Origin of the sequence: Pseudomonas canadensis, from assembly GCF_000503215.1 — a bacterium.
GTDB lineage: Bacteria > Pseudomonadota > Gammaproteobacteria > Pseudomonadales > Pseudomonadaceae > Aquipseudomonas > Aquipseudomonas canadensis.
Map to the genome: position 1 here is coordinate 103,720 of NZ_AYTD01000004.1, position 26,292 is coordinate 130,011.

Annotated in this window: 23 protein-coding genes and 1 pseudogene; 18 read left to right on the forward strand and 6 right to left on the reverse strand. The window is 58.8% G+C overall.

Features of this window, described 5'->3' with window-relative positions; genetic code table 11:
- Nucleotides 1–63 precede the first annotated feature (63 nt).
- A complete protein-coding gene (gltA, locus tag U367_RS0103230; RefSeq protein WP_028615712.1) occupies nt 64–1,353 on the reverse strand; it encodes a citrate synthase in 1,290 nt (429 codons plus the stop codon).
- 364 nt (nt 1,354–1,717) lie between these two features.
- Between gltA and sdhC the strand changes: the two genes are divergently transcribed.
- From sdhC to U367_RS0103285, 11 genes are all read left to right on the forward strand, one after another.
- Nucleotides 1,718–2,092: a succinate dehydrogenase, cytochrome b556 subunit gene (sdhC, locus tag U367_RS0103235; protein ID WP_003190005.1), complete on the forward strand. Its 375-nt coding sequence runs from the start codon at nt 1,718–1,720 to the stop codon at nt 2,090–2,092.
- Nucleotides 2,086–2,454 (forward strand): succinate dehydrogenase, hydrophobic membrane anchor protein, encoded by a 369-nt coding sequence (sdhD, locus tag U367_RS0103240; RefSeq protein ID WP_003172805.1) that lies wholly within the window; start codon nt 2,086–2,088, stop codon nt 2,452–2,454. Before sdhC ends, sdhD begins: the two co-directional genes overlap by 7 nt.
- A 3-nt stretch (nt 2,455–2,457) precedes the next feature.
- Nucleotides 2,458–4,230, forward strand: coding sequence for a succinate dehydrogenase flavoprotein subunit (sdhA, locus tag U367_RS0103245; protein ID WP_010211741.1), 1,773 nt, complete (start codon nt 2,458–2,460; stop codon nt 4,228–4,230).
- Between the two features lie 11 nt (nt 4,231–4,241).
- Nucleotides 4,242–4,946, forward strand: a complete 705-nt coding sequence (locus tag U367_RS0103250) for a succinate dehydrogenase iron-sulfur subunit (RefSeq protein WP_003172807.1) — start codon at nt 4,242–4,244, stop codon at nt 4,944–4,946.
- A 262-nt stretch (nt 4,947–5,208) separates the two neighbouring features.
- Nucleotides 5,209–8,040: a 2-oxoglutarate dehydrogenase E1 component gene (locus tag U367_RS0103255; RefSeq protein WP_016979562.1), complete on the forward strand. Its 2,832-nt coding sequence runs from the start codon at nt 5,209–5,211 to the stop codon at nt 8,038–8,040.
- Nucleotides 8,041–8,084: 44 nt separating this feature from the next.
- A complete protein-coding gene (gene odhB, locus U367_RS0103260; protein WP_028615713.1) occupies nt 8,085–9,308 on the forward strand; it encodes a 2-oxoglutarate dehydrogenase complex dihydrolipoyllysine-residue succinyltransferase in 1,224 nt (407 codons plus the stop codon).
- A gap of 106 nt (nt 9,309–9,414) precedes the next feature.
- Nucleotides 9,415–10,851, forward strand: coding sequence for a dihydrolipoyl dehydrogenase (gene lpdA, locus U367_RS0103265; protein WP_028615714.1), 1,437 nt, complete (start codon nt 9,415–9,417; stop codon nt 10,849–10,851).
- 204 nt (nt 10,852–11,055) lie between these two features.
- On the forward strand, nt 11,056–12,222 hold the full coding sequence (gene sucC, locus U367_RS0103270) for an ADP-forming succinate--CoA ligase subunit beta (RefSeq protein WP_016979559.1): 1,167 nt from the start codon (nt 11,056–11,058) through the stop codon (nt 12,220–12,222).
- Complete coding sequence (gene sucD / locus U367_RS0103275) at nt 12,222–13,103, forward strand: succinate--CoA ligase subunit alpha (RefSeq protein WP_003210566.1); 882 nt, start codon at nt 12,222–12,224, stop codon at nt 13,101–13,103. The genes sucC and sucD overlap by 1 nt, the downstream gene beginning before the upstream one ends.
- A gap of 377 nt (nt 13,104–13,480) precedes the next feature.
- On the forward strand, nt 13,481–14,794 hold the full coding sequence (gene brnQ / locus U367_RS0103280; RefSeq protein WP_028615715.1) for a branched-chain amino acid transport system II carrier protein: 1,314 nt from the start codon (nt 13,481–13,483) through the stop codon (nt 14,792–14,794).
- 208 nt (nt 14,795–15,002) lie between these two features.
- Nucleotides 15,003–15,740 carry a DUF599 domain-containing protein gene (locus U367_RS0103285; protein ID WP_028615716.1) on the forward strand — a complete coding sequence of 246 codons (738 nt, stop codon included), beginning with the start codon at nt 15,003–15,005 and terminating at the stop codon, nt 15,738–15,740.
- Nucleotides 15,741–15,830: 90 nt separating this feature from the next.
- Here the strand turns inward: U367_RS0103285 and U367_RS0103290 are convergent, their stop codons facing one another.
- The gene (locus U367_RS0103290) at nt 15,831–16,082 is read right to left on the reverse strand and encodes a hypothetical protein (RefSeq protein ID WP_012723095.1); all 252 of its coding nucleotides are present in this window, start codon (nt 16,080–16,082) and stop codon (nt 15,831–15,833) included.
- A gap of 156 nt (nt 16,083–16,238) precedes the next feature.
- Between U367_RS0103290 and U367_RS0103295 the strand changes: the two genes are divergently transcribed.
- The 4 genes from U367_RS0103295 (at nt 16,239) to U367_RS0103310 (ending at nt 19,953) form a co-directional block, all read left to right on the forward strand.
- A complete protein-coding gene (locus U367_RS0103295; RefSeq protein WP_028615717.1) occupies nt 16,239–16,715 on the forward strand; it encodes a PaaI family thioesterase in 477 nt (158 codons plus the stop codon).
- Nucleotides 16,712–17,164, forward strand: coding sequence for a PaaI family thioesterase (locus U367_RS0103300; RefSeq protein ID WP_028615718.1), 453 nt, complete (start codon nt 16,712–16,714; stop codon nt 17,162–17,164). Before U367_RS0103295 ends, U367_RS0103300 begins: the two co-directional genes overlap by 4 nt.
- 89 nt (nt 17,165–17,253) lie before the next feature.
- Nucleotides 17,254–19,158: a molecular chaperone HtpG gene (gene htpG / locus U367_RS0103305; RefSeq protein WP_028615719.1), complete on the forward strand. Its 1,905-nt coding sequence runs from the start codon at nt 17,254–17,256 to the stop codon at nt 19,156–19,158.
- Nucleotides 19,159–19,224: 66 nt separating this feature from the next.
- Nucleotides 19,225–19,953 carry a dienelactone hydrolase family protein gene (locus tag U367_RS0103310; protein ID WP_028615720.1) on the forward strand — a complete coding sequence of 243 codons (729 nt, stop codon included), beginning with the start codon at nt 19,225–19,227 and terminating at the stop codon, nt 19,951–19,953.
- A gap of 98 nt (nt 19,954–20,051) precedes the next feature.
- Here U367_RS0103310 and U367_RS0103315 read toward each other — a convergent pair whose 3' ends face one another.
- Both U367_RS0103315 and U367_RS0103320 read right to left on the reverse strand, forming a co-directional pair.
- Entirely contained in the window at nt 20,052–20,918 is an 867-nt protein-coding gene (locus U367_RS0103315; RefSeq protein ID WP_028615721.1) for a pirin family protein, read from the reverse strand.
- A gap of 64 nt (nt 20,919–20,982) precedes the next feature.
- A complete protein-coding gene (locus U367_RS0103320) occupies nt 20,983–21,399 on the reverse strand; it encodes an OsmC family protein (RefSeq protein WP_028615722.1) in 417 nt (138 codons plus the stop codon).
- A gap of 140 nt (nt 21,400–21,539) precedes the next feature.
- On the opposite strand from U367_RS0103320, the gene U367_RS0103325 reads away from it, so the two are divergent.
- From U367_RS0103325 to U367_RS1000000132645, 3 genes and pseudogenes are all read left to right on the forward strand, one after another.
- On the forward strand, nt 21,540–22,562 hold the full coding sequence (locus U367_RS0103325) for an amidohydrolase family protein (protein ID WP_028615723.1): 1,023 nt from the start codon (nt 21,540–21,542) through the stop codon (nt 22,560–22,562).
- Nucleotides 22,563–22,657: 95 nt separating this feature from the next.
- Nucleotides 22,658–23,428, forward strand: a pseudogene (locus U367_RS1000000132640) (MCP four helix bundle domain-containing protein); the annotation flags it as partial.
- Nucleotides 23,420–24,283, forward strand: a complete 864-nt coding sequence (locus U367_RS1000000132645) for a methyl-accepting chemotaxis protein (RefSeq protein ID WP_371923951.1) — start codon at nt 23,420–23,422, stop codon at nt 24,281–24,283. The pseudogene U367_RS1000000132640 and the gene U367_RS1000000132645, both read left to right, overlap by 9 nt.
- A gap of 170 nt (nt 24,284–24,453) precedes the next feature.
- On the opposite strand, the gene fabB is transcribed toward U367_RS1000000132645, so the two are convergent.
- Complete coding sequence (fabB, locus tag U367_RS0103335; protein WP_016979549.1) at nt 24,454–25,674, reverse strand: beta-ketoacyl-ACP synthase I; 1,221 nt, start codon at nt 25,672–25,674, stop codon at nt 24,454–24,456.
- Between the two features lie 11 nt (nt 25,675–25,685).
- Nucleotides 25,686–26,201: a 3-hydroxyacyl-[acyl-carrier-protein] dehydratase FabA gene (gene fabA, locus U367_RS0103340; RefSeq protein WP_010211704.1), complete on the reverse strand. Its 516-nt coding sequence runs from the start codon at nt 26,199–26,201 to the stop codon at nt 25,686–25,688.
- Nucleotides 26,202–26,292: the final 91 nt, after the last annotated feature.

The following is a 26,292-nucleotide window of genomic DNA, read 5'->3' on the forward strand; positions in this document are numbered from 1 at the left end:
ATCCTGCACAAATAAAAACGGCCTCCACTAAGGGAGGCCGTTTTCAGTGCAACTAAGCGATGCTTACTTGCGATCTTCCAGCTGGGTGATGTCACGCGACTCGTAGCCGGTGTACAGCTGGCGCGGGCGGCCAATCTTGTACGGGCTGGAGAGCATTTCTTTCCAGTGGGAGATCCAGCCCACGGTCCGCGCCAGGGCGAAGATCACGGTGAACATGCTGGTTGGAATGCCGATTGCCTTGAGGATGATCCCCGAGTAGAAGTCGACGTTCGGGTACAGCGAGCGTTCGATGAAGTACGGGTCGGTCAAGGCGATCTCTTCCAGGCGCATGGCCAGTTCGAGTTGCGGATCGTTCTTGATGCCCAGTTCCTTCAACACTTCGTCGCAGGTCTGCTTCATCACGGTGGCGCGTGGGTCGCGGTTCTTGTAGACGCGGTGACCGAAGCCCATCAACTTGAACGGATCGTTCTTGTCTTTGGCCTTGGCGATGAACTTGTCGATGTTCGAGACATCGCCGATTTCATCGAGCATGGTCAATACGGCTTCGTTCGCACCGCCGTGGGCAGGGCCCCAGAGTGCGGCGATACCGGCGGCGATACAGGCGAACGGGTTGGCACCCGAAGAACCTGCCAGGCGGACGGTGGAGGTGGAGGCGTTCTGCTCGTGGTCGGCGTGGAGGATGAAGATCCGGTCCATGGCCTTGGCAAGCGTCGGGCTGATCGGTTTGATCTCGCACGGCGTGTTGAACATCATGTGCAGGAAGTTTTCCGCGTACGTCAGGTCGTTGCGCGGGTACATCATGGGTTGACCCATGGAGTACTTGTAAACCATTGCGGCCAGGGTCGGCATCTTGGCAACCAGGCGGATCGCGGAGATTTCGCGATGCTGCGGGTTATTGATGTCGAGGGAGTCGTGATAGAAGGCCGACAGGGCGCCGACCACGCCGCACATAACGGCCATCGGGTGGGCGTCGCGACGGAAGCCGTTGAAGAAGGTCTTCAACTGCTCGTGAACCATGGTGTGGTTCTTCACGGTGCTGACGAACTGGGCTTTTTGCTCGGCTGTTGGCAGCTCGCCATTTAGCAGCAGGTAGCAGGTTTCCAGGTAGTCCGATTTCTCAGCCAGTTGCTCGATCGGGTAGCCGCGATGAAGCAGAATGCCATTATCACCGTCGATATAGGTGATCTTCGACTCGCAAGAGGCGGTCGACATGAAGCCTGGGTCGAATGTGAAACGGCCCGTGGCCGTCAGGCCCCGTACGTCGATAACATCGGGACCAACGGTGCCGGTTAAAATGGGCAGCTCGACGGGGGCTGCGCCCTCGATGATCAACTGCGCTTTTTTGTCAGCCATGTGGCCTCCTATTTATGCTTCAAATCATCAGACAGACCCCCCACGCAGGGCCCGCACCACTATATTGATATAAATCCAGATGTCAATTTGCCTAAAGTCTTGCAGCAGAAGGCTTTAACCGTACTTTTTCCTCGAAATTGCCTGCCATTTACGCCTTTTATTCCCCCAGCGCAATCCGCTATTAGGGTGAGGAGTGCGCGTTGTCATTAGTAACCTAACTGTCTATACTCGGCCACCGACCGCCAAGGGCTTTTGGGCTTGCTTTCATTGGGGGTCGCACTCCCTGGGTGGTGCTTACCTGACCAGTGCACTCCCCAACAACTTTGCCCTGATTGTTAGGGGCTCTTCAGTGTGAAAAAAAGCCGTGAATAGCCAACGACCTGTAAACCTAGACCTAAGGACCATCAAACTCCCCATCACCGGCGTTACGTCGTTCCTGCACCGTGTTTCCGGCATCATCCTGTTCCTGGGCTTGGGCATCATGCTTTATGCATTGAGCAAATCCCTGGGTTCCGAGGAAGGATACGCCGAGGTGAAGGCATGCTTGACCAGCCCGCTGGCCAAGTTCGTAGCATGGGGCCTCCTGTCTTCTCTTCTGTATCACCTGGTAGCCGGTGTGCGCCACTTGATCATGGACATGGGCATCGGTGAGACGCTGGAAGGCGGCCGCCTGGGCTCGAAAATCATCATCGCCATTTCCGTGGTGCTGATCGTTCTGGCAGGAGTTTGGATATGGTAACCAGCGTTACGAACCTTTCGCGTTCGGGCCTCTATGACTGGATGGCACAGCGTGTGTCTGCGGTCGTTCTCGCGGCTTATTTCATTTTCCTGATCGGATACCTCGTCGCAAACCCGGGCATCGGCTATGAGCAATGGCACGGCCTGTTTTCCCACAATGCGATGCGAATCTTCAGTCTGCTGGCCCTTGTTGCCCTGGGCGCACACGCCTGGGTAGGCATGTGGACCATCGCGACCGACTACCTGACGCCGATGGCGCTGGGCAAGTCCGCGACTGCAGTACGTTTCCTCTTCCAGGCAGTATGCGGCGTCGCGATGTTCGCTTACTTCGTCTGGGGTGTGCAGATTCTTTGGGGTATCTGATTCATGGCTAACATTCCAACTATTTCATTCGACGCCATCATTATTGGTGGCGGCGGTGCTGGCATGCGCGCTGCGCTGCAGCTGGCCCAGGGCGGTCACAAGACTGCCGTGATCACCAAGGTGTTCCCGACCCGTTCCCACACCGTATCGGCCCAGGGTGGCATCACCTGCGCCATCGCCTCCGCCGACCCGAACGATGACTGGCGCTGGCACATGTACGATACCGTCAAGGGTTCCGACTACATCGGTGACCAGGACGCGATCGAATACATGTGTCAGGAAGGCCCGGCCGCGGTGTTCGAGCTGGACCACATGGGTCTGCCGTTCTCCCGTACCGAGCAAGGCCGTATCTACCAGCGTCCATTCGGCGGCCAGTCGAAGGATTACGGTAAAGGCGGGCAGGCTGCCCGTACCTGCGCCGCGTCCGACCGTACCGGTCACGCGCTGTTGCACACCCTTTATCAGGGCAACCTGAAAGCCGGTACCACGTTCCTGAACGAGTACTACGCGGTCGACTTGGTGAAAAACGCCCAGGGCGAATTCGTCGGTGTAATCGCCATCTGCATCGAAACCGGTGAAACCACCTACATCCGCGCCAAGGCTACCGTGCTGGCGACCGGCGGTGCAGGCCGTATCTACGCGTCGACCACCAATGCCCTGATCAACACCGGTGACGGCGTCGGCATGGCACTGCGTGCTGGCGTACCGGTGCAAGACATCGAAATGTGGCAGTTCCACCCGACCGGTATCGCTGGCGCTGGTGTACTGGTTACAGAAGGTTGCCGTGGTGAAGGCGGTTACCTGATCAACAAGCACGGCGAGCGTTTCATGGAGCGTTATGCTCCGAACGCGAAAGACCTGGCGGGTCGTGACGTTGTGGCTCGTTCGATGGTTAAAGAGATCATTGCCGGCAACGGCTGTGGCCCGAATGGCGACCACGTACTGCTGAAGCTCGATCACCTGGGCGAAGAAGTACTGCACAGCCGTCTGCCAGGTATCTGTGAGCTGTCCAAGACCTTTGCTCACGTTGACCCGGTGGTTGCTCCGGTGCCGGTTGTTCCGACTTGCCACTATATGATGGGCGGCGTGCCGACCAACATTCATGGCCAGGCGATCACCCAGAACGCCGAAGGCGAGGACGAGATCATCCACGGTCTGTTCGCTGTAGGCGAAGTGGCGTGCGTATCGGTTCACGGCGCCAACCGCCTGGGCGGCAACTCGCTGCTCGACCTGGTGGTCTTCGGCCGTGCTGCCGGCCTGCACCTGGAAAAGGCGCTGACCGACGGCATCGAATACGACGACGCTACCGACGCCAACATCGAGGCCGCCCTGGCGCGCCTGAACGCTCTGAACGAGCGCACTGATGGCGAAGACGTGGCTACCCTGCGTCGCGAACTGCAAAGCTGCATGCAGAACTACTTCGGTGTATTCCGTACCGGCGAATACATGCAGAAGGGTATCGCCCAGCTGGCTGACCTGCGCAAGCGCATCGCCAACGTCAAGATCAACGATAAGAGCCAGGCGTTCAACACCGCTCGTATCGAAGCCCTTGAACTGCAAAACCTGCTGGAAGTGGCCGAAGCGACTGCAATCGCCGCCGAGGTTCGTAAGGAATCCCGTGGTGCCCACGCCCGTGAAGACTTTGAAGATCGCGACGACGAAAACTGGTTGTGCCACACCCTGTACTTCCCGGGTGACAAGCGCGTGACCAAGCGTGCCGTGAACTTCTCGCCGAAGACGGTTCCGACGTTTGAACCGAAAATTCGGACTTACTAAGGGTGGCTGCCATGTTGAAAGTCAGTGTTTACCGCTACAACCCTGATCAGGACGCCGCGCCGTTCATGCAGGAATTCCAGGTCGATACCGGTGGTAAAGACCTGATGGTGCTGGATGTATTGGCACTGATCAAAGAGCAGGACGAAGGTTTCTCCTATCGTCGCTCTTGCCGTGAAGGTGTGTGCGGTTCCGACGGCATGAACATCAACGGCAAAAACGGCCTGGCGTGCATCACGCCGCTGTCCGCCGTGGTCAAAGGCAACAAGCTGATCGTTCGTCCACTGCCAGGTTTGCCGGTTATCCGTGACCTGGTCGTCGATATGAGCATCTTCTACAAGCAATACGAGAAAGTTAAGCCGTTCCTGCAGAACGACACGCCGGCTCCGGCCATCGAGCGTCTGCAGTCCCCGGAAGAGCGCGAGAAGCTCGACGGTCTGTACGAGTGCATTCTGTGCGCTTGCTGCTCGACTTCGTGCCCGTCCTTCTGGTGGAATCCGGACAAGTTCCTGGGTCCAGCTGCCCTGCTGCAAGCGTACCGCTTCCTGGCAGACAGCCGTGATACCAAGACGTCCGAGCGTTTGGCTTCGCTGGATGACCCGTTCAGCGTATTCCGCTGCCGCGGGATCATGAACTGCGTCAACGTATGTCCCAAAGGCCTGAACCCGACTAAGGCCATTGGTCACATCCGTAACATGCTGCTGCAGAGCGGCGTGTAACTGACGTTGTAGTAAAAGCAGGACCGTTGTGCCCGTAAATGCTACGGCGCAGGCTTCAACCGGCGCCGTAGTTTTAACTTGAGCAGCGACTTACAAAGCCGCGGCTCTTATTTTGAAGAAATGAGACAAGCAGGGGCATTCGGGTTGGTACCCGAACTATCAGCGTGATCCTAAGTGGCTTGTTTTGGTCGCTGCACTTGGCCGTTTGCAAGCAAACTCGGTGTTTTCGCCGGTGGTGTCCCCAAATCGAGGGTGACCAAGCATGCAAGAAAGCGTGATGCAGCGCATGTGGAACAGCGGCTATCTTTCAGGTGGTAACGCTGCCTATGTGGAAGAGCTTTATGAGCTCTACCTGCACGACCCTAACGCTGTGCCAGAAGAATGGCGCACCAAATTTCAGACGTTGTCTTCAGACGGCAACGCTGCCACCGATGTATCGCACGCAACGATTCGCGATCAATTTGTGCTGCTGGCAAAGAACCAGCGCCGCGCCCAACCGGTTTCTGCCGGGAGCGTGAGCAGTGAGCACGAGAAGAAGCAAGTTGAAGTATTGCGACTGATCCAGGCCTACCGGATGCGCGGCCACCAGGCGGCCCAGCTTGACCCGCTGGGGCTCTGGAAGCGTCCTGCACCTGCTGACCTGTCGATCAATCATTACGGCTTGACCAATGCCGATCTTGATACGACCTTCCGTGCCGGCGACCTGTTCATCGGCAAAGAGGAAGCGAGCCTACGCGAAATTCACGAAGCGTTGCAGCAGACATATTGCCGCACCATCGGCGCTGAGTTCACGCACATCACCGATTCCGAGCAACGCCACTGGTTCCAGCATCGCCTGGAAGGTGTGCGTGGTCGTCCGGTATTGTCCGCTGACGTACGCAGCCACCTGCTTGAGCGCGTAACCGCTGCCGAAGGCCTGGAAAAATACCTGGGTACCAAATACCCGGGCACCAAGCGTTTCGGCCTGGAAGGCGGCGAAAGCCTGATCCCGATGCTCGACGAGCTGATCCAGCGTTCCGGTTCCTACGGCACCAAGGAAATCGTGATCGGCATGGCCCACCGTGGTCGCCTGAACGTGTTGGTCAACACCTTCGGCAAGAACCCGCGTGAGCTGTTCGACGAGTTCGAAGGCAAGAAGAAGGTCGAGTTGGGTTCCGGTGACGTTAAATACCACCAGGGCTTCTCGTCCAACGTGATGACTACCGGCGGTGAAGTTCACCTGGCCATGGCCTTCAACCCATCCCACCTGGAAATCGTTTCTCCAGTGGTCGAGGGTTCGGTCCGTGCTCGCCAGGATCGTCGTAACGACACCACCGGTGAAAAAGTTCTGCCAATTTCCATCCACGGTGACGCGGCATTTGCCGGTCAAGGCGTGGTCCTGGAAACGTTCCAGATGTCGCAGACACGCGGCTTCAAGACGGGCGGTACGGTTCACATCGTCATCAACAACCAGGTAGGTTTCACCATCAGCAATCCGCTGGACGCGCGCTCCACCGAGTACGCGACCGACGTTGCCAAGATGATCCAGGCGCCGATCCTCCATGTGAATGGTGATGATCCGGAAGCTGTGTTGTTCGTGACCCAGTTGGCCATTGACTACCGCATGCAGTTCAAGCGTGACGTCGTGATCGACCTGGTCTGCTACCGCCGTCGCGGTCACAACGAAGCTGACGAACCAAGCGGCACCCAGCCGTTGATGTACCAGCAAATCACCAAGCAGCGCACCACCCGTGAGCTTTACGCCGAAAGCCTGACCAAGGCCGGTGTGGTTGACGATGCGCGTGTTCAGGCCAAGGTCGATGAATACCGCAACGCGCTGGACAATGGTCTGCACGTAGTGAAAAGCCTGGTTAAAGAGCCGAACAAAGAGCTGTTCGTGGACTGGCGTCCGTACCTGGGCCACGCCTGGACTGCGCGTCACGACACCTCGTTCGATCTGAAAACCCTGCAGGAATTGTCCGCCAAGCTGTTGGAAATTCCAGAAGGCTTCGTGGTTCAGCGCCAAGTGGCGAAGATTTACGAAGACCGTCAGAAGATGCAAGCCGGCGGCCTGCCGATCAACTGGGGTTACGCCGAAACCATGGCGTACGCGACCCTGGCGTTCGAAGGTCACCCGATCCGCATGACCGGCCAGGACATCGGTCGTGGTACGTTCTCGCACCGTCACGCGGTATTGCACAACCAGAAAGACGCGGGCACCTACATCCCGTTGCAGAACCTGTACGAAGGCCAGCCACGTTTCGATCTGTACGATTCGTTCCTGTCCGAAGAAGCGGTTCTGGCGTTCGAATACGGTTACTCGACCACCACGCCAAACGCGCTGGTGATCTGGGAAGCCCAGTTCGGCGACTTCGCCAACGGCGCCCAAGTGGTAATCGACCAGTTCATCACCAGCGGCGAGCACAAGTGGGGTCGCCTGTGCGGTCTGACCATGTTGCTGCCACACGGTTATGAAGGTCAGGGTCCTGAGCACTCCTCGGCCCGTCTGGAGCGTTACCTGCAGCTGTGCGCCGAGCACAACATCCAGGTGTGCGTGCCGACTACCCCGGCCCAGATCTACCACTTGCTGCGTCGCCAGGTGATCCGCCCGCTGCGCAAGCCGCTGGTAGTGCTGACACCGAAGTCGCTATTGCGTCATAAATTGGCCATCTCGACCCTGGAAGATCTGGCTGATGGTTCGTTCCAGACTGTTATTCCAGAAATCGACACGCTGGACGCAGCCAAGGTGACTCGCCTGGTCCTGTGCAGCGGCAAGGTCTACTACGACCTGCTGGAAAAACGTCGTGCCGAAGGCCGCGAAGACATCGCCATCGTGCGTATCGAGCAGCTTTACCCGTTCCCGGAAGACGACCTGATGGAGGCCATCGCGCCTTACACCAACCTCACCAACGTGGTGTGGTGCCAGGAAGAACCGATGAACCAGGGCGCGTGGTACAGCAGCCAGCATCACCTGCGTCGCAGCATGGGTAACCACAACAAGGCGCTGAACCTGGAGTACGCCGGTCGCGATGCTTCTGCTGCACCTGCATGTGGTTATGCGTCGATGCACGCCGAGCAGCAGGAAAAACTGCTGCAAGATGCTTTTACTGTTTAACGCCTTCGCGCTGACTGAAACCGAATTTTAAGGACACACAGATAATGGCTATCGAAATCAAAGCCCCGTCATTCCCGGAATCGGTTGCCGATGGCACCGTTGCCACTTGGCACAAGAAACCAGGCGACGCTGTAAAGCGTGACGACCTGATCGTTGACATCGAGACCGACAAAGTCGTGCTGGAAGTATTGGCCGAAGCTGACGGCGTGCTGGGCGCAATCGTTGCCGAAGAAGGCGCTACCGTTCTGTCGAACCAGGTACTGGGCTCGATCGAAGAGGGCAGCGCTGCTGCCGCTGCTCCTGCTGCCGCTGCACCGGCAGCCGCCGCTGCTCCTGCCGCCGCTCCGGCTGCTGGCGCTGAAGACCCGATCGCTGCACCAGCTGCCCGTCAGCTGGCTGAAGAGAACGGCATCAACCTGGCGTCCGTCAAAGGCACCGGCAAAGACGGTCGCATCACCAAGGAAGACGTGGTTGCTGCTGTTGAAGCCAAGAAAAACGCTCCAGCTGCCGCACCTGCCAAGGCTGCTGCCCCGGCCGCCGCTGCTCCTGTGTTCGCCGCTGGCGACCGCACCGAGAAGCGCGTTCCGATGACTCGCGTACGTGCCACCGTGGCCAAGCGTCTGGTTGAAGCCCAGTCGAACATGGCGATGCTGACCACCTTCAACGAAGTCGACATGACCGAAGTCATGGCCCTGCGTTCGAAGTACAAGGATCTGTTCGAGAAGTCCCACAACGGCGTGCGCCTGGGCTTCATGTCCTTCTTCGTGAAAGCGGCCACCGAAGCGCTGAAACGCTTCCCGGCAGTCAACGCTTCCATCGACGGCAACGACATCGTTTACCATGGCTACGCCGACGTCGGCGTTGCCGTGTCCAGCGACCGTGGCCTGGTGGTTCCAGTACTGCGTAACGCCGAACTGATGAGCCTGGCTGAAATCGAAGGCGGCATCGCCACCTTCGGCAAGAAAGCCCGTGACGGCAAGCTGACCATCGACGAGATGACCGGCGGTACCTTCACCATCACCAACGGTGGTACCTTCGGTTCGATGATGTCGACGCCGATTGTCAACCCACCACAAGCGGCAATCCTGGGCATGCACAACATCATCCAGCGTCCGATGGCCATCAACGGCCAAGTCGTGATCCGCCCAATGATGTACCTGGCGCTGTCGTACGATCACCGCCTGATCGATGGTAAAGAAGCCGTGACTTTCCTGGTGACCATCAAGAACCTGCTGGAAGACCCGGCTCGTCTTCTTCTGGATATTTGATTGAAGCAGCTTCAAGTTGCGAGCTACAAGCTGCAAGTAAACGCAGTTTGGCTTGCAGCTTGAAGCTCCGAGCTTGAAGCTTGAAGCTAATAGAGGATCTATTTTCATGACACAGAAATTTGACGTCGTAGTGATTGGTGCAGGTCCTGGCGGCTACGTTGCTGCCATCAAGGCCGCACAACTGGGCCTCTCGACTGCTTGCATCGAAAAATACACCGACAAGGAAGGCAAACTGGCACTGGGCGGTACTTGCCTGAACGTCGGTTGCATTCCTTCCAAGGCGCTGCTGGACAGCTCCTGGAAATTCCACGAAGCCCAAGACGGCTTCGCGATCCACGGCATCAACCATGCTGGCGTGACCATGGACGTGCCAGCAATGGTCGGCCGTAAAGCCAACATCGTTAAAGGCCTGACTTCCGGCGTTGCCACCTTGTTCAAGGCCAACGGCGTGACTTCCCTGCAAGGCCACGGCAAGCTGCTGGCTGGCAAGAAAGTTGAAATCACCAAGCCAGACGGCTCGACCGAAATCATCGAAGCCGAGAACGTGATCCTGGCCCCTGGTTCGCGTCCAATCGACATCCCGCCTGCTCCAGTTGACCAGAACGTGATCGTTGATTCGACTGGCGCCCTGGAATTCCAAGCAGTGCCTAAGCGCCTGGGCGTGATCGGCGCTGGCGTAATCGGCCTGGAGCTGGGTTCGGTATGGTCCCGCCTGGGTTCCGAAGTCACCGTGCTGGAAGCCCTGGACACGTTCCTGCTGGCTGCCGACACCGCTGTGTCCAAAGAAGCGCTGAAAACCCTGACCAAACAAGGTCTGGACATCAAGCTGGGCGCTCGCGTGACCGGCTCGAAAGTCAACGGTGAAGAAGTTGTCGTCAACTACACCGACAAGGATGGTGAAAAAACCATCACTTTCGACAAGCTGATCGTAGCCGTGGGTCGCCGTCCAGTGACCACCGACCTGCTGGCAGCTGACAGCGGCGTGACCCTCGACGAGCGCGGTTATGTGCACGTTGACGATCACTGCGCGACCACCGTGCCTGGCGTCTACGCCATCGGCGACGTGGTGCGTGGCATGATGCTGGCGCACAAGGCTTCCGAAGAAGGCATCATGGTTGTCGAGCGCATCAAGGGCCACAAGACCCAGATGAACTACGACCTGATCCCATCGGTTATCTACACCCACCCGGAAATTGCATGGGTCGGCAAGAACGAACAGCAGTTGAAAGCTGAAGGCGTTGAAGTTAACGTCGGCACCTTCCCGTTCGCCGCTTCTGGCCGTGCCATGGCAGCCAACGACACCGGTGGTTTTGTCAAGGTCATCGCTGATGCCAAGACTGACCGCGTATTGGGCGTCCACGTGATTGGCCCAAGCGCTGCAGAACTGGTTCAGCAAGGCGCGATCGGTATGGAATTCGGCACCAGTGCCGAGGATCTGGGCATGATGGTCTTCTCCCATCCGACCCTGTCCGAAGCGCTGCATGAAGCCGCGTTGGCAGTGAATGGCGGCGCCATCCACATCGCCAACAAGAAGAAGCGCTAAGCGAGATAATAAGAAACCACGGCGGAGTTGCCCGTCGTGAGCCTTGCGCGCAAGACTCACCGCGGAATATCCGCTGGACGCAGTCTTGCGCAGCTTTACGGGCCTTGAGCCCCGCAAGTTGCGCAAGCAGCAGTCACAGGTGGCGCGGCACTCATAATGAGCGCAGCGCCGAATGCGCAGTACCTAACGAAGACGGTAAAAAGCATGAATCTTCACGAGTATCAGGGTAAGCAGCTGTTCGCTGAATACGGCCTGCCAGTTTCCAAGGGCTACGCAGTAGACACCCCGGAAGCAGCAGCAGAAGCTTGCGACAAAATCGGCGGCAGCGAGTGGGTTGTCAAAGCCCAGGTCCACGCCGGTGGTCGCGGTAAAGCGGGCGGCGTTAAGCTGGTTCGCAGCAAAGAAGACGCCAAGGCCTTCGCACAGCAGTGGCTGGGCAAGCGTCTGGTGACTTACCAGACTGATGCCAATGGCCAGCCAGTCACCAAGATCCTGGTTGAATCGTGCACTGATATCGCTAAAGAGCTGTACCTGGGCGCTGTCGTTGACCGTTCGAGCCGTCGCATCGTGTTCATGGCTTCCACCGAAGGTGGCGTGGACATTGAGAAGATCGCCGAAGAAACCCCAGAAAAAATTCTGAAAGCTACTATCGATCCACTGGTTGGCGCTCAGCCATTCCAGGGTCGCGAGCTGGCTTTCCAGCTGGGCCTGGAAGGCAAGCAAGTTGCCCAGTTCGCCAAGATCTTCGTCGGTCTGGCCAAGCTGTTCCAGGATCACGATCTGGCCCTGCTGGAAGTGAACCCGCTGGTGATCAAGGCTGACGGCGATCTGCACTGCCTGGACGCCAAGATCAACATCGACGCCAACGCCATGTACCGTCAGCCTAAGCTGAAGACTTTCCACGATCCGTCGCAAGACGATCCGCGCGAAGCGCACGCTGCCAAGTTCGAACTGAACTACGTAGCCCTGGAAGGTAACATCGGCTGCATGGTCAACGGTGCTGGCCTGGCCATGGGTACCATGGACATCGTCAACCTGCATGGCGGCAAACCAGCCAACTTCCTCGACGTGGGCGGTGGTGCTACCAAAGAACGCGTAACCGAAGCTTTCAAGATCATCCTGTCCGACTCCAACGTCGCTGCAGTACTGGTCAACATCTTCGGCGGCATCGTTCGTTGCGACATGATTGCCGAAGGCATCATCGGTGCAGTGAAAGAAGTCGGCGTTAAAATCCCGGTTGTTGTTCGCCTTGAAGGTAACAACGCTGAACTGGGCGCTAAAGTACTGGCAGAAAGCGGTTTGAACATCATCGCGGCTACCAGCCTGACCGACGCTGCTCAACAAGTTGTCAAAGCTGCGGAGGGCAAATAATGAGCGTCCTGATCAATAAAGACACCAAAGTTATCTGCCAGGGTATTACCGGTTCGCAAGGTAGTTTCCACACCCAGCAAGCCATCGAATACGGCACCAAGATGGTTGGCGGCGTAACACCTGGTAAGGGCGGCACCGAGCACCTGGGTCTGCCAGTGTTCAACACCGTGAAAGACGCTGTAGCTGCCACTGGCGCCACCGCCAGCGTGATCTACGTTCCAGCTCCTTTCTGCAAGGACTCGATCCTGGAAGCAGCATTCGGCGGCATCAAGCTGATCGTCTGCATCACCGAAGGCATTCCTACCCTGGACATGCTGGACGCTAAAGTTAAGTGCGACGAGCTGGGCGTAGTCCTGATCGGCCCTAACTGCCCAGGCGTGATCACTCCAGGCGAATGCAAGATCGGCATCATGCCAGGTCACATTCACTTGCCAGGCAAGGTCGGTATCGTTTCCCGTTCCGGCACCCTGACCTACGAAGCTGTGAAGCAGACCACTGACGCCGGTTTCGGTCAGTCGACTTGCGTCGGCATCGGCGGTGACCCGATCCCAGGCTCGAACTTCATCGACATCCTGAAACTGTTCCAGGAAGACCCGAAGACCGAAGCGATCGTAATGATCGGTGAGATCGGCGGTTCGGCTGAAGAAGAAGCGGCTGCCTACATCAAGGCACACGTGACCAAGCCGGTTGTTTCCTACATCGCTGGTGTGACTGCCCCTGCTGGCAAGCGCATGGGCCATGCTGGCGCAATCATCTCTGGCGGCAAGGGCACTGCAGACGAGAAGTTTGCTGCCCTGGAAGACGCAGGCGTTAAAACCGTGCGTTCGCTGGCAGACATCGGCAAGGCTTTGTCCGAGCTGACCGGTTGGGCTGTCAAGTAAGCCTCGCGCTTAACTGACGCTTCACCAACACAAAGGCCACCTTCGGGTGGCCTTTGTGCTTTCTAAGTAACCACATTTTCTGTAGGAGCCGGCAAGCAGGCTCCTACAGTTTTTTGTATGGCATGGCTGTGTAACTTATCTGCATTGCCAGATTAAGTATGAAAACGCGACATAGAGATGTCGCTTATCGGACAGTCCGCCCCGCAACAGTGCGTTCGTCAGCCAATTTCTGTACCCTAGCCGCCTCTTTATGCGTGCGCATCCCAAAAGGAAGCCCCGCGCTAGACCGGTCGGCTCCCATAAGGGCCGGCAGTATTTCCCTCATCCATAGGGAATCCCTCTCTAAATTCCGATTCAGTAGTGTGGTATTTCCCGAAATGAAAGTGTTGAAAAGCCAGGATATCCTGGCGTTGGGCTTTATGACGTTTGCCCTGTTCGTGGGCGCCGGCAACATCATCTTCCCGCCTATCGTTGGTTTGCAGTCCGGACCTCACGTCTGGATGGCAGCGCTGGGCTTTCTGATCACGGCCGTCGGCCTGCCGGTGGTCACCGTGATCGCCCTGGCCAAGGTCGGCGGCGGTATGGACGCGTTGAGCAGCCCGATCGGCAAGATCGCCGGTGGCCTGCTGGCGGCGGCGGCGTATCTGGCGGTAGGGCCGCTGTTCGCCACCCCGCGTACCGCCACCGTGTCCTTTGAAGTGGGCCTGGCGCCGTTGACCGGCGAAAGCCCGCTGGCGTTGTTCCTCTACAGTTCGGTGTATTTCCTGGTGGTGTTCTTTGTCTCCCTGTACCCAGGACGACTGCTGGACACTGTGGGGCGCTTCCTCGCACCGCTGAAGATCATTGCGCTGGCCATCCTCGGTATCGCCGCCTTTGCCCTGCCGGCCGGTGAAGTGGGTGTCGCCACCCCGGAATACGTGGCTGCGCCGTTCTCCCAAGGTTTCATCAATGGTTACCTGACCATGGATACTCTGGGGGCACTGGTGTTTGGCATCGTGATCGTCAATGCGATCCGGTCCCGTGGTGTTGAGTCGCCGAAGCTGATCACCCGCTACGCGATCATTGCCGGCCTGATCGCCGGTGTGGGCTTGGCCCTGGTGTACATCAGCCTGTTCCGCCTCGGCTCGGGCAGCCACGCGGTTGCCGCCGGTGCAAGCAACGGCGCGGCGGTGCTGCACGCTTATGTGCAACACACCTTCGGTTCCCTGGGCAGCGGCTTCCTGGCCGTGCTGATCTCCCTGGCATGCCTGGTCACCGCCGTAGGCCTGACCTGCGCCTGCGCCGAGTACTTCAGCCGTATCCTGCCGCTGTCCTACAAGACGCTGGTGGTGATCCTGGCGCTGTTCTCGCTGTTCGTGTCCAACCTGGGCCTGACCAAGCTGATCGCGTTCTCGATCCCGGTACTCACGGCGATCTACCCGCCGTGCATCGTGCTGGTGGCGTTGAGCTTCTGCAAAGACTTCTGGCTGGAGCAGGGGCGCATCGTCGGTCCGGTGATGCTGGTGTCGTTCATCTTTGGTTGCATTGATGCGCTCAAGGGCGCTGGCCTCGCGGATTGGATGCCTGCGCAATTGGCCAACCTGCCGCTGAGCGAGCAGGGCCTGGCGTGGCTGGTGCCGTCGGTGATGACACTGGCTGTGGCGTTTGTGGTTGATCGTATGCTCGGCAAGCGTAGCGAAGCTATCGCTTAAACAAGCGGGTTTACGTTACAAGGAAATGCCTCGTATCAATCGATACGGGGCATTTTTTATGCTTATAGAACACGATCCTGTAGGAGCTGGCTTGCCAGCGATAGCGGTGTGTCAGCCAACGTATTCTGTGATTGATATGCTGCCATCGCCGGCAAGCCAGCTCCTACGATCGCTCGTGTTTGCCAAATCGCCGCTTAATAGGACCCGCATGTCGTTTATCGAAACCAATCAAATCCACCTGCTTGCCGCCCTCTGGTTCGTCCTGTGCTGGGGCGGCTACACCCGCTATGCCACCTGGAAAGCCCGCGACACGGCCTGCCTGGCCAGCGTGCTGCATCTGTATCGCGAGGACTGGATGCGCCGCATGCTGCTGCGCGACAACCGCATCGCCGACGCCAGTGTGATCGGCAACCTCGAGCGCAACGCCTCGTTCTTTGCCTCCAGTACCCTGATCATCCTCGCCGGTATTCTCACCGTGCTCGGGGCCTCGGAGCGCGCGGTGTCGTTGCTGGCGGATATCCCCATGGTGCAGCAGGCGTCCCAGGGCATGTCGGAGATCAAGTTGTTGTGCCTGGCGCTGGTGTTCGTCTACGCGTTCTTCACATTCAGCTGGTGCATGCGCCAGTACAACTTCGCGGCGGTGCTGGTGGGTTCGGCGCCGATGATCGGTGAGCGGCATGTGTCGGAACAGGAGCGCAATGCGTTTGCCCTGCGCGCGGCGCGGGTGATCTCCATGGCCGCTAACCAGTTCAACTTCGGCCTGCGCGCTTATTACTTCGGCATGACGATGCTGGCGTGGTTTGTCAGCCCCTGGTTGTTCATGTTGATGAGCAGCGGGGTGGTGTTGGTGCTGTACCGTCGGGAGTTTCATTCCGACGTGCTGCAAGTGATGGTGTATACGCAAACGGACGCGCCGCCGCCGGAACCGGCTAAAGAAGTGGGCTAACTACGGCCTACAAATAGAAACCCAGACAAAGTAAAGCCCGCTATCTAAGCGGGCTTTCTTTTTGCAGCCAGGCTATTTCAAGCCGCGGTCTCAAGAACCGGTGGCTGGGGTAGCAGGTGCTGCTTCTTTTGCGGCGGCTGCGTTCGATTCAGCCTGAGCTTTGGCAGCATCGGCGTTTTCTTTCGCAGCGTCGTTCACTTTATCCTGAGCCTTCGCCATATCTTTCTGAGCTTGCTCAGAGTGCGCGGCGGCGTCTTGGGCTTTGTCTTCGGATTTCTTGTCGCAGGCAGCGAGACCGAGGGCAGCGGCGAGCATCATGGAAATAGCTAAAGTCTTGCGCATGGGTGTTTCTCCTTATTGAAGATATCTACTGGCCTTTCGAGCATGGCGGTTCGGCATTAGTTCCTTTTATTCCATAGATATATAAATCGCTGACTAACCGGAACTTTTGCCCACCCACCCCTTCCGCGAATCAACACTAATAAGAGTCTGGAACGAATGACCGAAAATCCCCTGTTAGAGCGCGCGACGCGCTTTGTTTCGGCCTTGCGCCATTGTCAGGTGCTGGGCATTACCGCTCATCAGGCCAGCGAGGAGGGCATCACCTTGATCATGCCCTACGCCACGCATTTAGTGGGTGATCCCCAGTCGGGGGTGATCCATGGCGGCGCGCTGACTTCTCTGATGGACACCGCCTGCGGCATGGCCACCCTGTGTGTGCTGCCGGAATTCGAAGTGTGCCCGACCCTCGACTTGCGCGTTGACTACATGCATCCCGCTGCGCCCCACAAACCCGTGTATGGCTTCGCCCAATGCTACCGGGTGACCACCGACGTCATCTTCACCCGCGGCTTTGCCTTCCAGGATGACCCCCAGCAACCCATCGCCCATGTGGTGGGCACGTTCATGCGCATGGGCAAACGCCTCAGGGGCACACAAGGATTGGGCAGCGCGATAAAGGGAGAACAGGCATGACGCACCGATTCAAGACCCGCCTGGAACAGGCCCATGAGCGCGGTGATTACGAGGCGCTGCTCAACCTCATTCCTTACGCCAAGCTCATCGGCATTGAATGCACGCGACTGGGGGATGAATTGCTGTTCCGCCTGCCGGCCAACAAGGACAATATTGGTAACCCCATATTGCCGGCGCTGCACGGCGGCGTGATTGCGGGCTTCATGGAGCTGTCGGCGGCGCTGTACCTGCTGGTGTTCACGGGCGCGCCGGGCATCCCGAAAATCATCGACTTTTCCCTGGATTACCTGCGCGCCGGGCAGTTTCGCGACACCTATGCCAAATGCCAGGTGTGGCGCCAGGGTCGACGGGTGGCGAACGTGGCTATCACCGCCTGGCAGAGCACGGCCGCAGAACCTATCGCCACCGCCCGCGCGCATTTCAAGATCGAGGAACAGAGCCGCCCTTGAAATCCTGGTCTTAGCCCCCAACTTTGATGACAACCCGCCGCCAACCCTCAAGGGCGCGGCCACTGCCATCCAATTGGAGTTTGATGACCATGAGTGTGGAAACTCAAAAGGAAACCCTGGGCTTCCAGACCGAGGTGAAGCAACTGCTGCACCTCATGATCCATTCGCTGTATTCCAACAAGGAAATTTTCCTTCGCGAATTGATCTCGAACGCCTCTGACGCTGTCGACAAATTACGTTTCGAAGCCCTGTCCAAGCCTGAGTTGCTGGAAGGTGGCGCCGAACTGAAAATCCGTGTGAGCTTCGACAAGGACGCCAAGACCGTCACGATCGAAGACAACGGTATCGGCATGAGCCGCGAAGATGCGATCACCCACCTGGGGACCATCGCCAAATCCGGTACTGCCGACTTCATGAAGAACCTGTCGGGCGACCAGAAGAAGGATTCGCACCTGATCGGCCAGTTCGGCGTGGGCTTCTACTCGGCCTTCATCGTCGCCGACCAAGTGGAAGTGTTCAGCCGCCGTGCCGGCCTCGACGCCAGCGAAGGCGTGCATTGGTCGTCCAAAGGCGAGGGCGAGTTCGAAATCGCCACTATCGACAAGGCCGACCGTGGTACCCGCATCGTCCTGCACCTGAAATCCGGTGAAGACGAATTCGCCGATGGCTGGCGCCTGCGCAACATCGTCAAGAAGTACTCCGACCACATCGCTTTGCCGATCGAGCTGCCGAAAGAACAAGCGGCCGCCGAAGGCGAAGAGGCACCTGCCCAGGAATGGGAAGTGGTCAACCGCGCCAGCGCGCTGTGGACCCGTCCGCGTACCGAGATCAAGGACGAGGAATACCAGGAGTTCTACAAGCACATCGGTCACGACTACGAAAACCCGCTGAGCTGGAGCCACAACAAGGTCGAAGGCAAGCTGGAATACAGCTCGCTGCTCTACGTACCGGCCCGTGCCCCGTTCGACCTGTACCAGCGTGAAGCGCCGAAAGGCCTGAAGCTGTACGTACAGCGCGTCTTCGTGATGGACCAGGCGGAGTCCTTCCTGCCGTTGTACCTGCGCTTCATCAAAGGTGTGGTCGACTCCAACGATTTGTCTCTGAACGTGTCGCGGGAAATCCTGCAGAAAGACCCGATCATCGACTCCATGAAGTCGGCGCTGACCAAGCGTGTACTCGACATGCTGGAAAAACTGGCGAAGAACGAGCCTGAGCAATACAAAGGCTTCTGGAAAAACTTCGGCCAGGTCATGAAAGAAGGCCCGGCGGAAGATTTTGCCAACAAAGAAAAAATCGCTGGCTTGCTGCGTTTTGCTTCGACTCACGAAGAAGGCGGCGAGCAAGTGGTGTCCCTGGCCGAATACCTGGCACGCGCCAAGGAAGGTCAGGACAAGATCTACTACCTGACCGGCGAAACCTACGCTCAGGTCAAAAACAGCCCGCACCTGGAAGTCTTCCGCAAGAAAGGCATCGAAGTGCTGCTGCTGACCGACCGTATCGATGAGTGGCTGATGAGCTACCTCAACGAGTTCGACGGCAAATCCTTCGTCGACGTGGCCCGCGGTGACCTGGACCTGGGTAACCTGGATTCCGAAGAAGAGAAGAAAGAAGCCGAAGAAGTCGCCAAGGCCAAAGAAGGCTTGGTTGAGCGTATCAAGGCGTCCCTGGGCGATGCGGTCAGCGAAGTGCGGGTTTCCCACCGTCTGACCGACTCCCCGGCGATCCTGGCCATCGGCGAAGCGGACTTGGGCATGCAAATGCGCCAGATCCTCGAGGCCAGCGGCCAGAAAGTGCCGGATTCCAAGCCGATCTTCGAATTCAACCCGGCTCACCCGCTGATCGAGAAACTCGACGGCGAGCAAAGCGAAGAGCGGTTTGGCGACCTGTCGCACATCCTCTTCGACCAAGCGGCCCTGGCCGCTGGCGACAGCTTGAAAGACCCGGCCGCCTATGTGCGCCGCCTGAACAAGCTGTTGGTTGAACTGTCGGTTTGACCCTGACGTAGAAAAACCCGCTTCGGCGGGTTTTTTCGTTCTAGTGCACCTCAACTGGAGTAAATGATGAGCCAAGTCACAGTACGTTCCGTGGTCTATCAGATTGATGGCCAATCTTACGAAAGCCGTCTCGCGTTCGATGCCAGCCACAAGGGCCCGCTGCCGGGCCTGCTGATGGCGCCGAACTGGATGGGAGTGAGTGCGGGTGCCGAAGAGATCGCCAAGAGCGTCGCCAGCAAGGGCTATGTGGTGCTGATTGCCGATTTGTACGGGCAGACCGTGCGTCCGTCGAATGGCGATGAAGCCGGTGCGGCGATGATGCCGTTGAAGAACGACCGTGCGTTGTTGAACAAGCGTATGCAGGCGGCCTTCGAGCAGTTGCAGGGCCAGACTGAGGCAGCGGTTGATACCTCGAAACTGGCGACCTTTGGTTTCTGCTTCGGCGGGTGCTGCTCCCTGGAGCTGGCGCGTACCGGTGCGCCGGTCAAGGCTGCCATCTCGTTCCACGGCACCCTCGACACGCCGAACCCGGCGGATGCGAAGAACATCAAGGGCTCAGTGCTGGTGCTGCATGGCGCTTCTGACCCATTGGTCCCTAAAGAGCAACTGCCGGCGTTCGAAGATGAAATGAACGCGGCCGGTGTGGATTGGCAACTGCTGAGCTACGGCGGCGCGGTGCATTCGTTCACCGACCCGCATGCGAATGTGCCGGGCAAGATGATGTACGACGCGAAGACGGCCAAACGGGCTTTCCAGTCGATGCATAACTTGCTGGAAGAAGTGTTCAAGGGCTGATTTTTCAGCGCCTGTTTTGGCCTCTTCGCGAGCAAGCCCGCTCCCGCATTTGACGCTGTTCACAAGTCAAAATGTGGGAGCGGGCTTGCTCGCGAATGCTACCTCACCGGCAACTCAATTCTTTCAGACTCACCCGGCACCGTCGGCCAATCCCCAGCCGCCCACCGCTGCCTGGCCTGTTCGATCACCGCTGGATCACTCGCGACAAAATTCCAATTGATCCGCCGAGGCCCATCCAGCGGCGCGCCGCCAAACACCACCAGGTGGCAATCGCTTTCGGCAAACAGTGTCATCTCCTTACCAGCCGGCAGCACCACCAGGCTGTGCACTTCAAGCGTCTCGCCGTCCAACTGCGCTTCCCCCTCCAGCACATACACCGCGCGTTCCTCATGCTCATCCGGAATCAGCAGGGTTGTGGCCGTTTGCATCTGCACCTCGGCATACAGCGTGGGCGACAGCACCGGCACCGGCGATTTGAGGCAGAACCCATCGCCCGCGATCAGGCGTATCTGCACGCCCAGATTGTCACTCACCGGCAGGCTGGCTGCCGGGTGATGGCTGTAATGTCCCGGCCCGGTCTCGTGGTCCTTGGGTGAGGCCAGCCACACTTGCAACCCATGCAGGCTAAAACCGCTGGCCTTGAGCGGCTCAGGGGTGCGTTCGACATGGGCAATCGCGCTGCCGGCCGTCATCCAGCTCACATCACCGGCCTGCACCACCTGATCCGAACCCAGGCTGTCCTTGTGCTGCAGCGCACCTTCAAACAAATAGGTGAGGGTCGACAGCCCGATATGCGGATGCTGGCGGATATTCATGCCATCGCCCGGTGCGTAACGAGTGAGCAGCATATGGTCGAAGAACACAAAAGGCCCGACGCTGCGGCATTCCCGCGACGGCAGCGGGCGCAGGATCGGTTGGCCTTCGACATCTTCGGGGCGAGGGCGGATCACGGTGAGGGTGGTCATGGTGCGTCCCAGTCTGAGCGGGTTAGATGCTGCTGAGCATAACCCGCTCGGAAGGATGTTGCCGCTATTGGCTGAAGGCGCCTTCCGACAGCTTTGTCTCGATGGTGACGTCGGCGGTGGTCATCAGCTTGTGCACCGGGCAGCGATCTGCCACACGGTGCAGTTCGTCGCGTTGCTCGTCGGTGAGCACGCCCTTGAGCGTCAGCTTGACGTTGAGCTTGTATTTGCCCTTTTGCTCTTCGGTGGCGTCGTGGGTGACTTCCACAGTCACGCCGGTCAGCGGAATGTCTTTCTTCTGCGCGTAGAGCTTGACCGTCAGCGCTTTGCACGACGCCAGCGCGGCATCGAAGTAGTCATGGGGGGAGGGCGCCGAATCGTCGCCGCCCAGGCTTTTAGGCAGGTCGGTAAACAACTCATGGTTATTGATATTGACGCTATGACGGAAGTTGTCCTGGTTCAGGGTATTCACGGTAACAGGCATGGTAAACCTCACAGGGTGGCAGGATGAAGGTCATGCAGTTATAGAGCATGCTGGCACTTCGGTGTTCCGTGTTTTTTGCCGGATGAACCCTGGCAGCCTGAGCAAGGTCTACCCGTATCAGCCCTTATCGAGGTTTTATCGTGCCGTTGACCCGCCTGACGCTTGCCCTGTTGCTCACCACCAGCAGCCTTGCTGCGCAGGCCCGCGACTATGCCTACAGCGACGCGCACCTGCATTACGTGGATTTCTTCCAGGAAACCGCGGGCATGGACAAGCTGCTCAATGCCATGGCTGACAGCCGCATCGAGCATGTGATGATTTCCGGCATCCCGGTCGCCAAGAAATGGCACGAAGATGAACCCAAGCGGCCGCGCTACTACGCCGGTGACGATGCCGATGCCTACTGGTACAGCGCCACCGATGTGATTGTGGCCGCAGCGGTCAATAAACTGAGCCCAGAGCAACGCCAGTATTTTCATCCGTTCCTGTCCGGCTTCAACCCCAACGACAAGAACTCGGCCGCCCATATCCAGCGCATGCTCGACCTCAACCCAGGGCTGTGGCAAGGCATCGGTGAGGTCTTCACCCGCCATGACGACCTTACCGCCATCACCGCAGGCGACACCCCGCGTGCCAATAACGAAGCCATGACCCGCATCTATCACCTGGCGGCAGAAAACGACCTGCCGGTGATGCTGCACTCCAACATCACCTCCAAGCGTGAGCGCAATCCGCTGTACCTGGCTGAAGTGGAAGAGCCGCTGCGCAACCATCCGCACACCCGCTTTATCTGGGCCCACGCCGGCACCAGCAAGGAAATCCACCGCCATCAGGTGCAGATGGACTTTTTGCTGCCGACCCTGAGCCGCCTGCTGGAGGCTTACCCCAACCTGTACATCGACCTGTCCTGGAGCATGCTCACGCCGTATTTGCTGGATGACGCAGGGCAGCCGCGCCCGGAGTGGGTCAAGCTGGTGGAGCGTTTCCCGGAGCGGTTTATGCTGGGCTCGGACGTTGTAGGGCGGTTCAACAAGCTCGGTAAGGAAATGCGCCGCTTCGACCCGTTCCTGGATGCCCTGCCGGAGGACGTCGCTCGCAAAGTCGCACGGGACAACTTTTTGGCGATCCTGCCTAAAGCGCCCCGCGATGGTGTAGCACGTTGATATCGCGTTTTCGTCTTACGCAAAACGAGCAATAGGCCGATACCTTTCAAGAGCCAGCTGCAAATGGATGCAGCGAAATTGGAAGGAGCCAAGGCATGAGTATCAGAAGTCTGAATATCGCCCCGCGCGCGGGCTTGGGGTTTGGCCTATTGGCGTTGATGGTATTTGCCCTGGGCGGCTTTGCCCTGTTGCAGATGGCCAATATGCGCCAGCAATCGGACCAGGTGGAGAATAACTGGCTGCCCAGCGTGATGGCGGTGGGGCAGATGAGTCAGGACTTGCTGCGTGTTCGGGCGCTGACCTTGCGCCTGCTGGTCAACCGCGATTCCCAGGCGCTGGCGCAGAACGAACAGAAACTGGGCGAGCTGAAAAGCGGCCTGCATCATGCGCAGACCCTCTACGAGGCGCTGATTGTGCTGCCCGAGGAACGCACGCTGTTTGATCGCTTCAAGGCCCAGGAGCAGCAATACCTGCAACGCCAGGAGCAGGTCATGGGGTTTTCGAAGGCCAACCAGCTGGAAGACGCGATCAGGGTGGTCAATGGCGAGATGAACCAGATCGCCGATGAAATGGCCACGACCCTGCACGAACTGGTCAACCTCAACAAAGCCAATGCCAATCAAGCTGCAAGCTTGGCGCAAAGCGTGTTCAGCCAGTCGCGCAGCTGGGTGGTCGGCATGATCGTGCTTACGGCGCTGATTACCATCGGCCTGGCAGTGTGGCTGACACGCAGCATCGTGTTGCCCCTGGCCCAGTCTCTGAAAGTCGCCCAGGGCGTGGCCAGTGGCGATCTGACCGGCGAGATCCATGTGAGTGGCAATGATGAGCCGGCGCGTCTGCAGCAGGCGCTCAAGGGTATGCAGGAGAATCTACGCGATACCATCCGGCGTATCTCCGAGTCGTCGAACCAGTTGGCGTCCGCCTCGGAGGAGCTTAGCTGCGTGACTGAAGACGCCACCCGTGGTTTGCACCAGCAGAATCAGGAAATCGAGCAGGCCGCCACGGCGGTGAACCAGATGACGGCAGCCGTGGAGGAGGTGGCAAGCAACGCAGTGGCCACGTCCCAGGCGTCCCGCGAGTCCGACCGCATTGCCCAGCATGGGCGCGAGCAAGTGCATCAGACTGTGGTGTCGATCGAGGCGCTGGCCACTGACGTGACCGACAACGTGACGCAGGTCGAGGATCTGGCGCAGAAGGTTTATGGCATCAGCAAGGTGCTGGACGTAATCCGCTCGATTGCCGAGCAGACCAACTTGCTGGCGTTGAACGCGGCGATTGAAGCGGCGCGCGCCGGGGATGCTGGGCGTGGGTTTGCGGTAGTAGCCGACGAAGTGCGGGCTTTGGCTCATCGCACCCAGCAGTCGACCCAGGAAATCGAGCAGATGATCAGCGGGATCCAGCAAGGCACCGATCAGGCGGTCAGCTCGATGCAGCAGAGCAATACGCGAGCACGCTCGACCTTGGATATCGCCAAGTCGGCGGGCACGGCATTGGAGGAAATCGCCTCGGCGTTCACCTTGATCAATGAACGCAACCTGGTGATCGCCAGCGCATCCGAGCAACAGGCGGCGGTGGCGCGGGAGGTGGATCGCAACTTGATCAACATCCGCGACCTGGCGCATCAGACATCGACCGGGGCGAATCAGACCAGTGCGGCGAGCCAGGAGTTGTCGCGCTTGGCGGTGGACCTGAACACGATGGTGGCGCGATTTTCGGTGTAGGGCCGGGTACCGAGTTGGCGCTATCGCAGGCAAGCCAGCTCCCACAGGGGAATGCGTTTCAAATGTGGGAGCTGGCTTGCCTGTGATGAAGCCGACTCGGTCTCAAATCCATTACCCACAAAAAAGCCCCGAACCAGTCGGGGCTTTTTCATGCAATCAAGCTACAGGTCTTACTGACCCTGCCAGCGTTTCAGCACCAGGGTAGCGTTAGTGCCACCAAAGCCGAAGCTGTTGCTCATCACGGTGTCGATTTTTGCATTCTCAACGGTCTTGGTCAGGATCGGCATGTCAGCCACCACCGGATCAATCTCGTCGATGTTGGCCGAACCGGCCATGAAGTTGCCTTCCATCATCAGCAGGCAGTAGATCGCTTCGTGAACGCCAGCGGCGCCCAAGGAGTGACCGGACAGGCTCTTGGTAGAGCTGATGGCCGGAGCCTTGTCGCCGAATACCGCACGCACGCCTTCCATTTCCTTGGCGTCGCCGACCGGAGTCGAGGTGCCGTGGGTGTTCAGGTAGTCGATTGGGGTATCTACAGTGGACATGGCCATCTGCATGCAACGGATGGCGCCTTCACCGCTTGGGGCAACCATGTCGTAGCCGTCGGAAGTGGCGCCGTAGCCGACGATTTCCGCGTAGATCTTGGCACCACGGGCCAGAGCGTGTTCCAGCTCCTCGACCACCACCATGCCGCCACCGCCGGCGATGACGAAACCGTCACGCTTGGCGTCGTAGGCGCGGGAGGCCTTTTCCGGGGTTTCGTTGTACTGGGTGGACAGTGCGCCCATGGCGTCGAACAGGAACGATTGGCTCCAATGTTCTTCTTCACCGCCGCCGGCGAACACGATGTCCTGCTTGCCCAACTGGATCTGCTCAACCGCAGTACCGATGCAGTGTGCACTGGTGGCGCAGGCGGAGGAAATCGAGTAGTTCACGCCCTTGATCTGGAAAGGCGTGGCCAGGCAGGCCGACACAGTGCTGCCCATGGTCCGCGTGACACGGTACGGGCCGACACGCTTCACGCCTTTTTCGCGCAGGATGTCCAGCGCTTCCATCTGGTTCAGGGTCGATGCGCCGCCGGAGCCGGCGATCAGGCCGGTGCGTACGTTCGAGACCTGGTCTTCGCTCAGGCCGGAGTCGGCGATTGCGTCTTTCATCGCCAGGTAGGCGTAGGCGGCAGCGTGGCCGACGAAGCGATAGATCTTGCGATCGATCAGCTCTTCGAGGGGCAGGTCGATGGAGCCGGAAACCTGGCTACGCAGACCCATTTCGGCATATTCCGGGTTGAAGCGGATGCCAGGGCGACTTGCACGCAGGTTAGCGGTGACGGTCTCTTTGTCATTGCCCAGGCAAGAAACAATGCCCAGACCAGTGATAACGACGCGGCGCATGCGGATAACCCTTAAAAGTTGTCAGTGGATGTGAATACGCCGACCCGAAGGCCTTCGGCAGTATAGATCTCGCGACCGTCGACGCTCACCGAACCATCGGCGATGGCCAGGTTCAGCTTGCCCTTGAGGACGCGCTTGATTTGAATGTTGTAGGTGACTTTCTTGGCGGTCGGCAGGACCTGGCCAAAGAACTTCACTTCGCCCGAACCCAGGGCACGACCGCGGCCCGGCAGGCCTTGCCAGCCGAGGAAGAAACCGACCAGCTGCCACATGGCGTCAAGGCCCAGGCAGCCTGGCATCACAGGGTCGCCTTCGAAATGGCAGGCGAAGAACCACAGGTCCGGGGTGATATCCAGCTCGGCGACCAATTCACCTTTGCCGTACTTGCCACCCTCTTCGCTGATATGGGTGATGCGATCCACCATCAGCATGTTCGGGGCGGGCAGTTGCGCGTTACCTGGGCCGAACAGCTCACCGCGACTGCAGCGCAGCAGGTCTTCCCGAGTAAAGGCGTTTTGTTTGGTCATGCGAGCTCCTCAATAATCCCATGCGGCAGGGTAGGGTAAATCTTCCCGAACCGAATGAAGCGTTCATGCCTCATGTCGGCAGCCTACACAT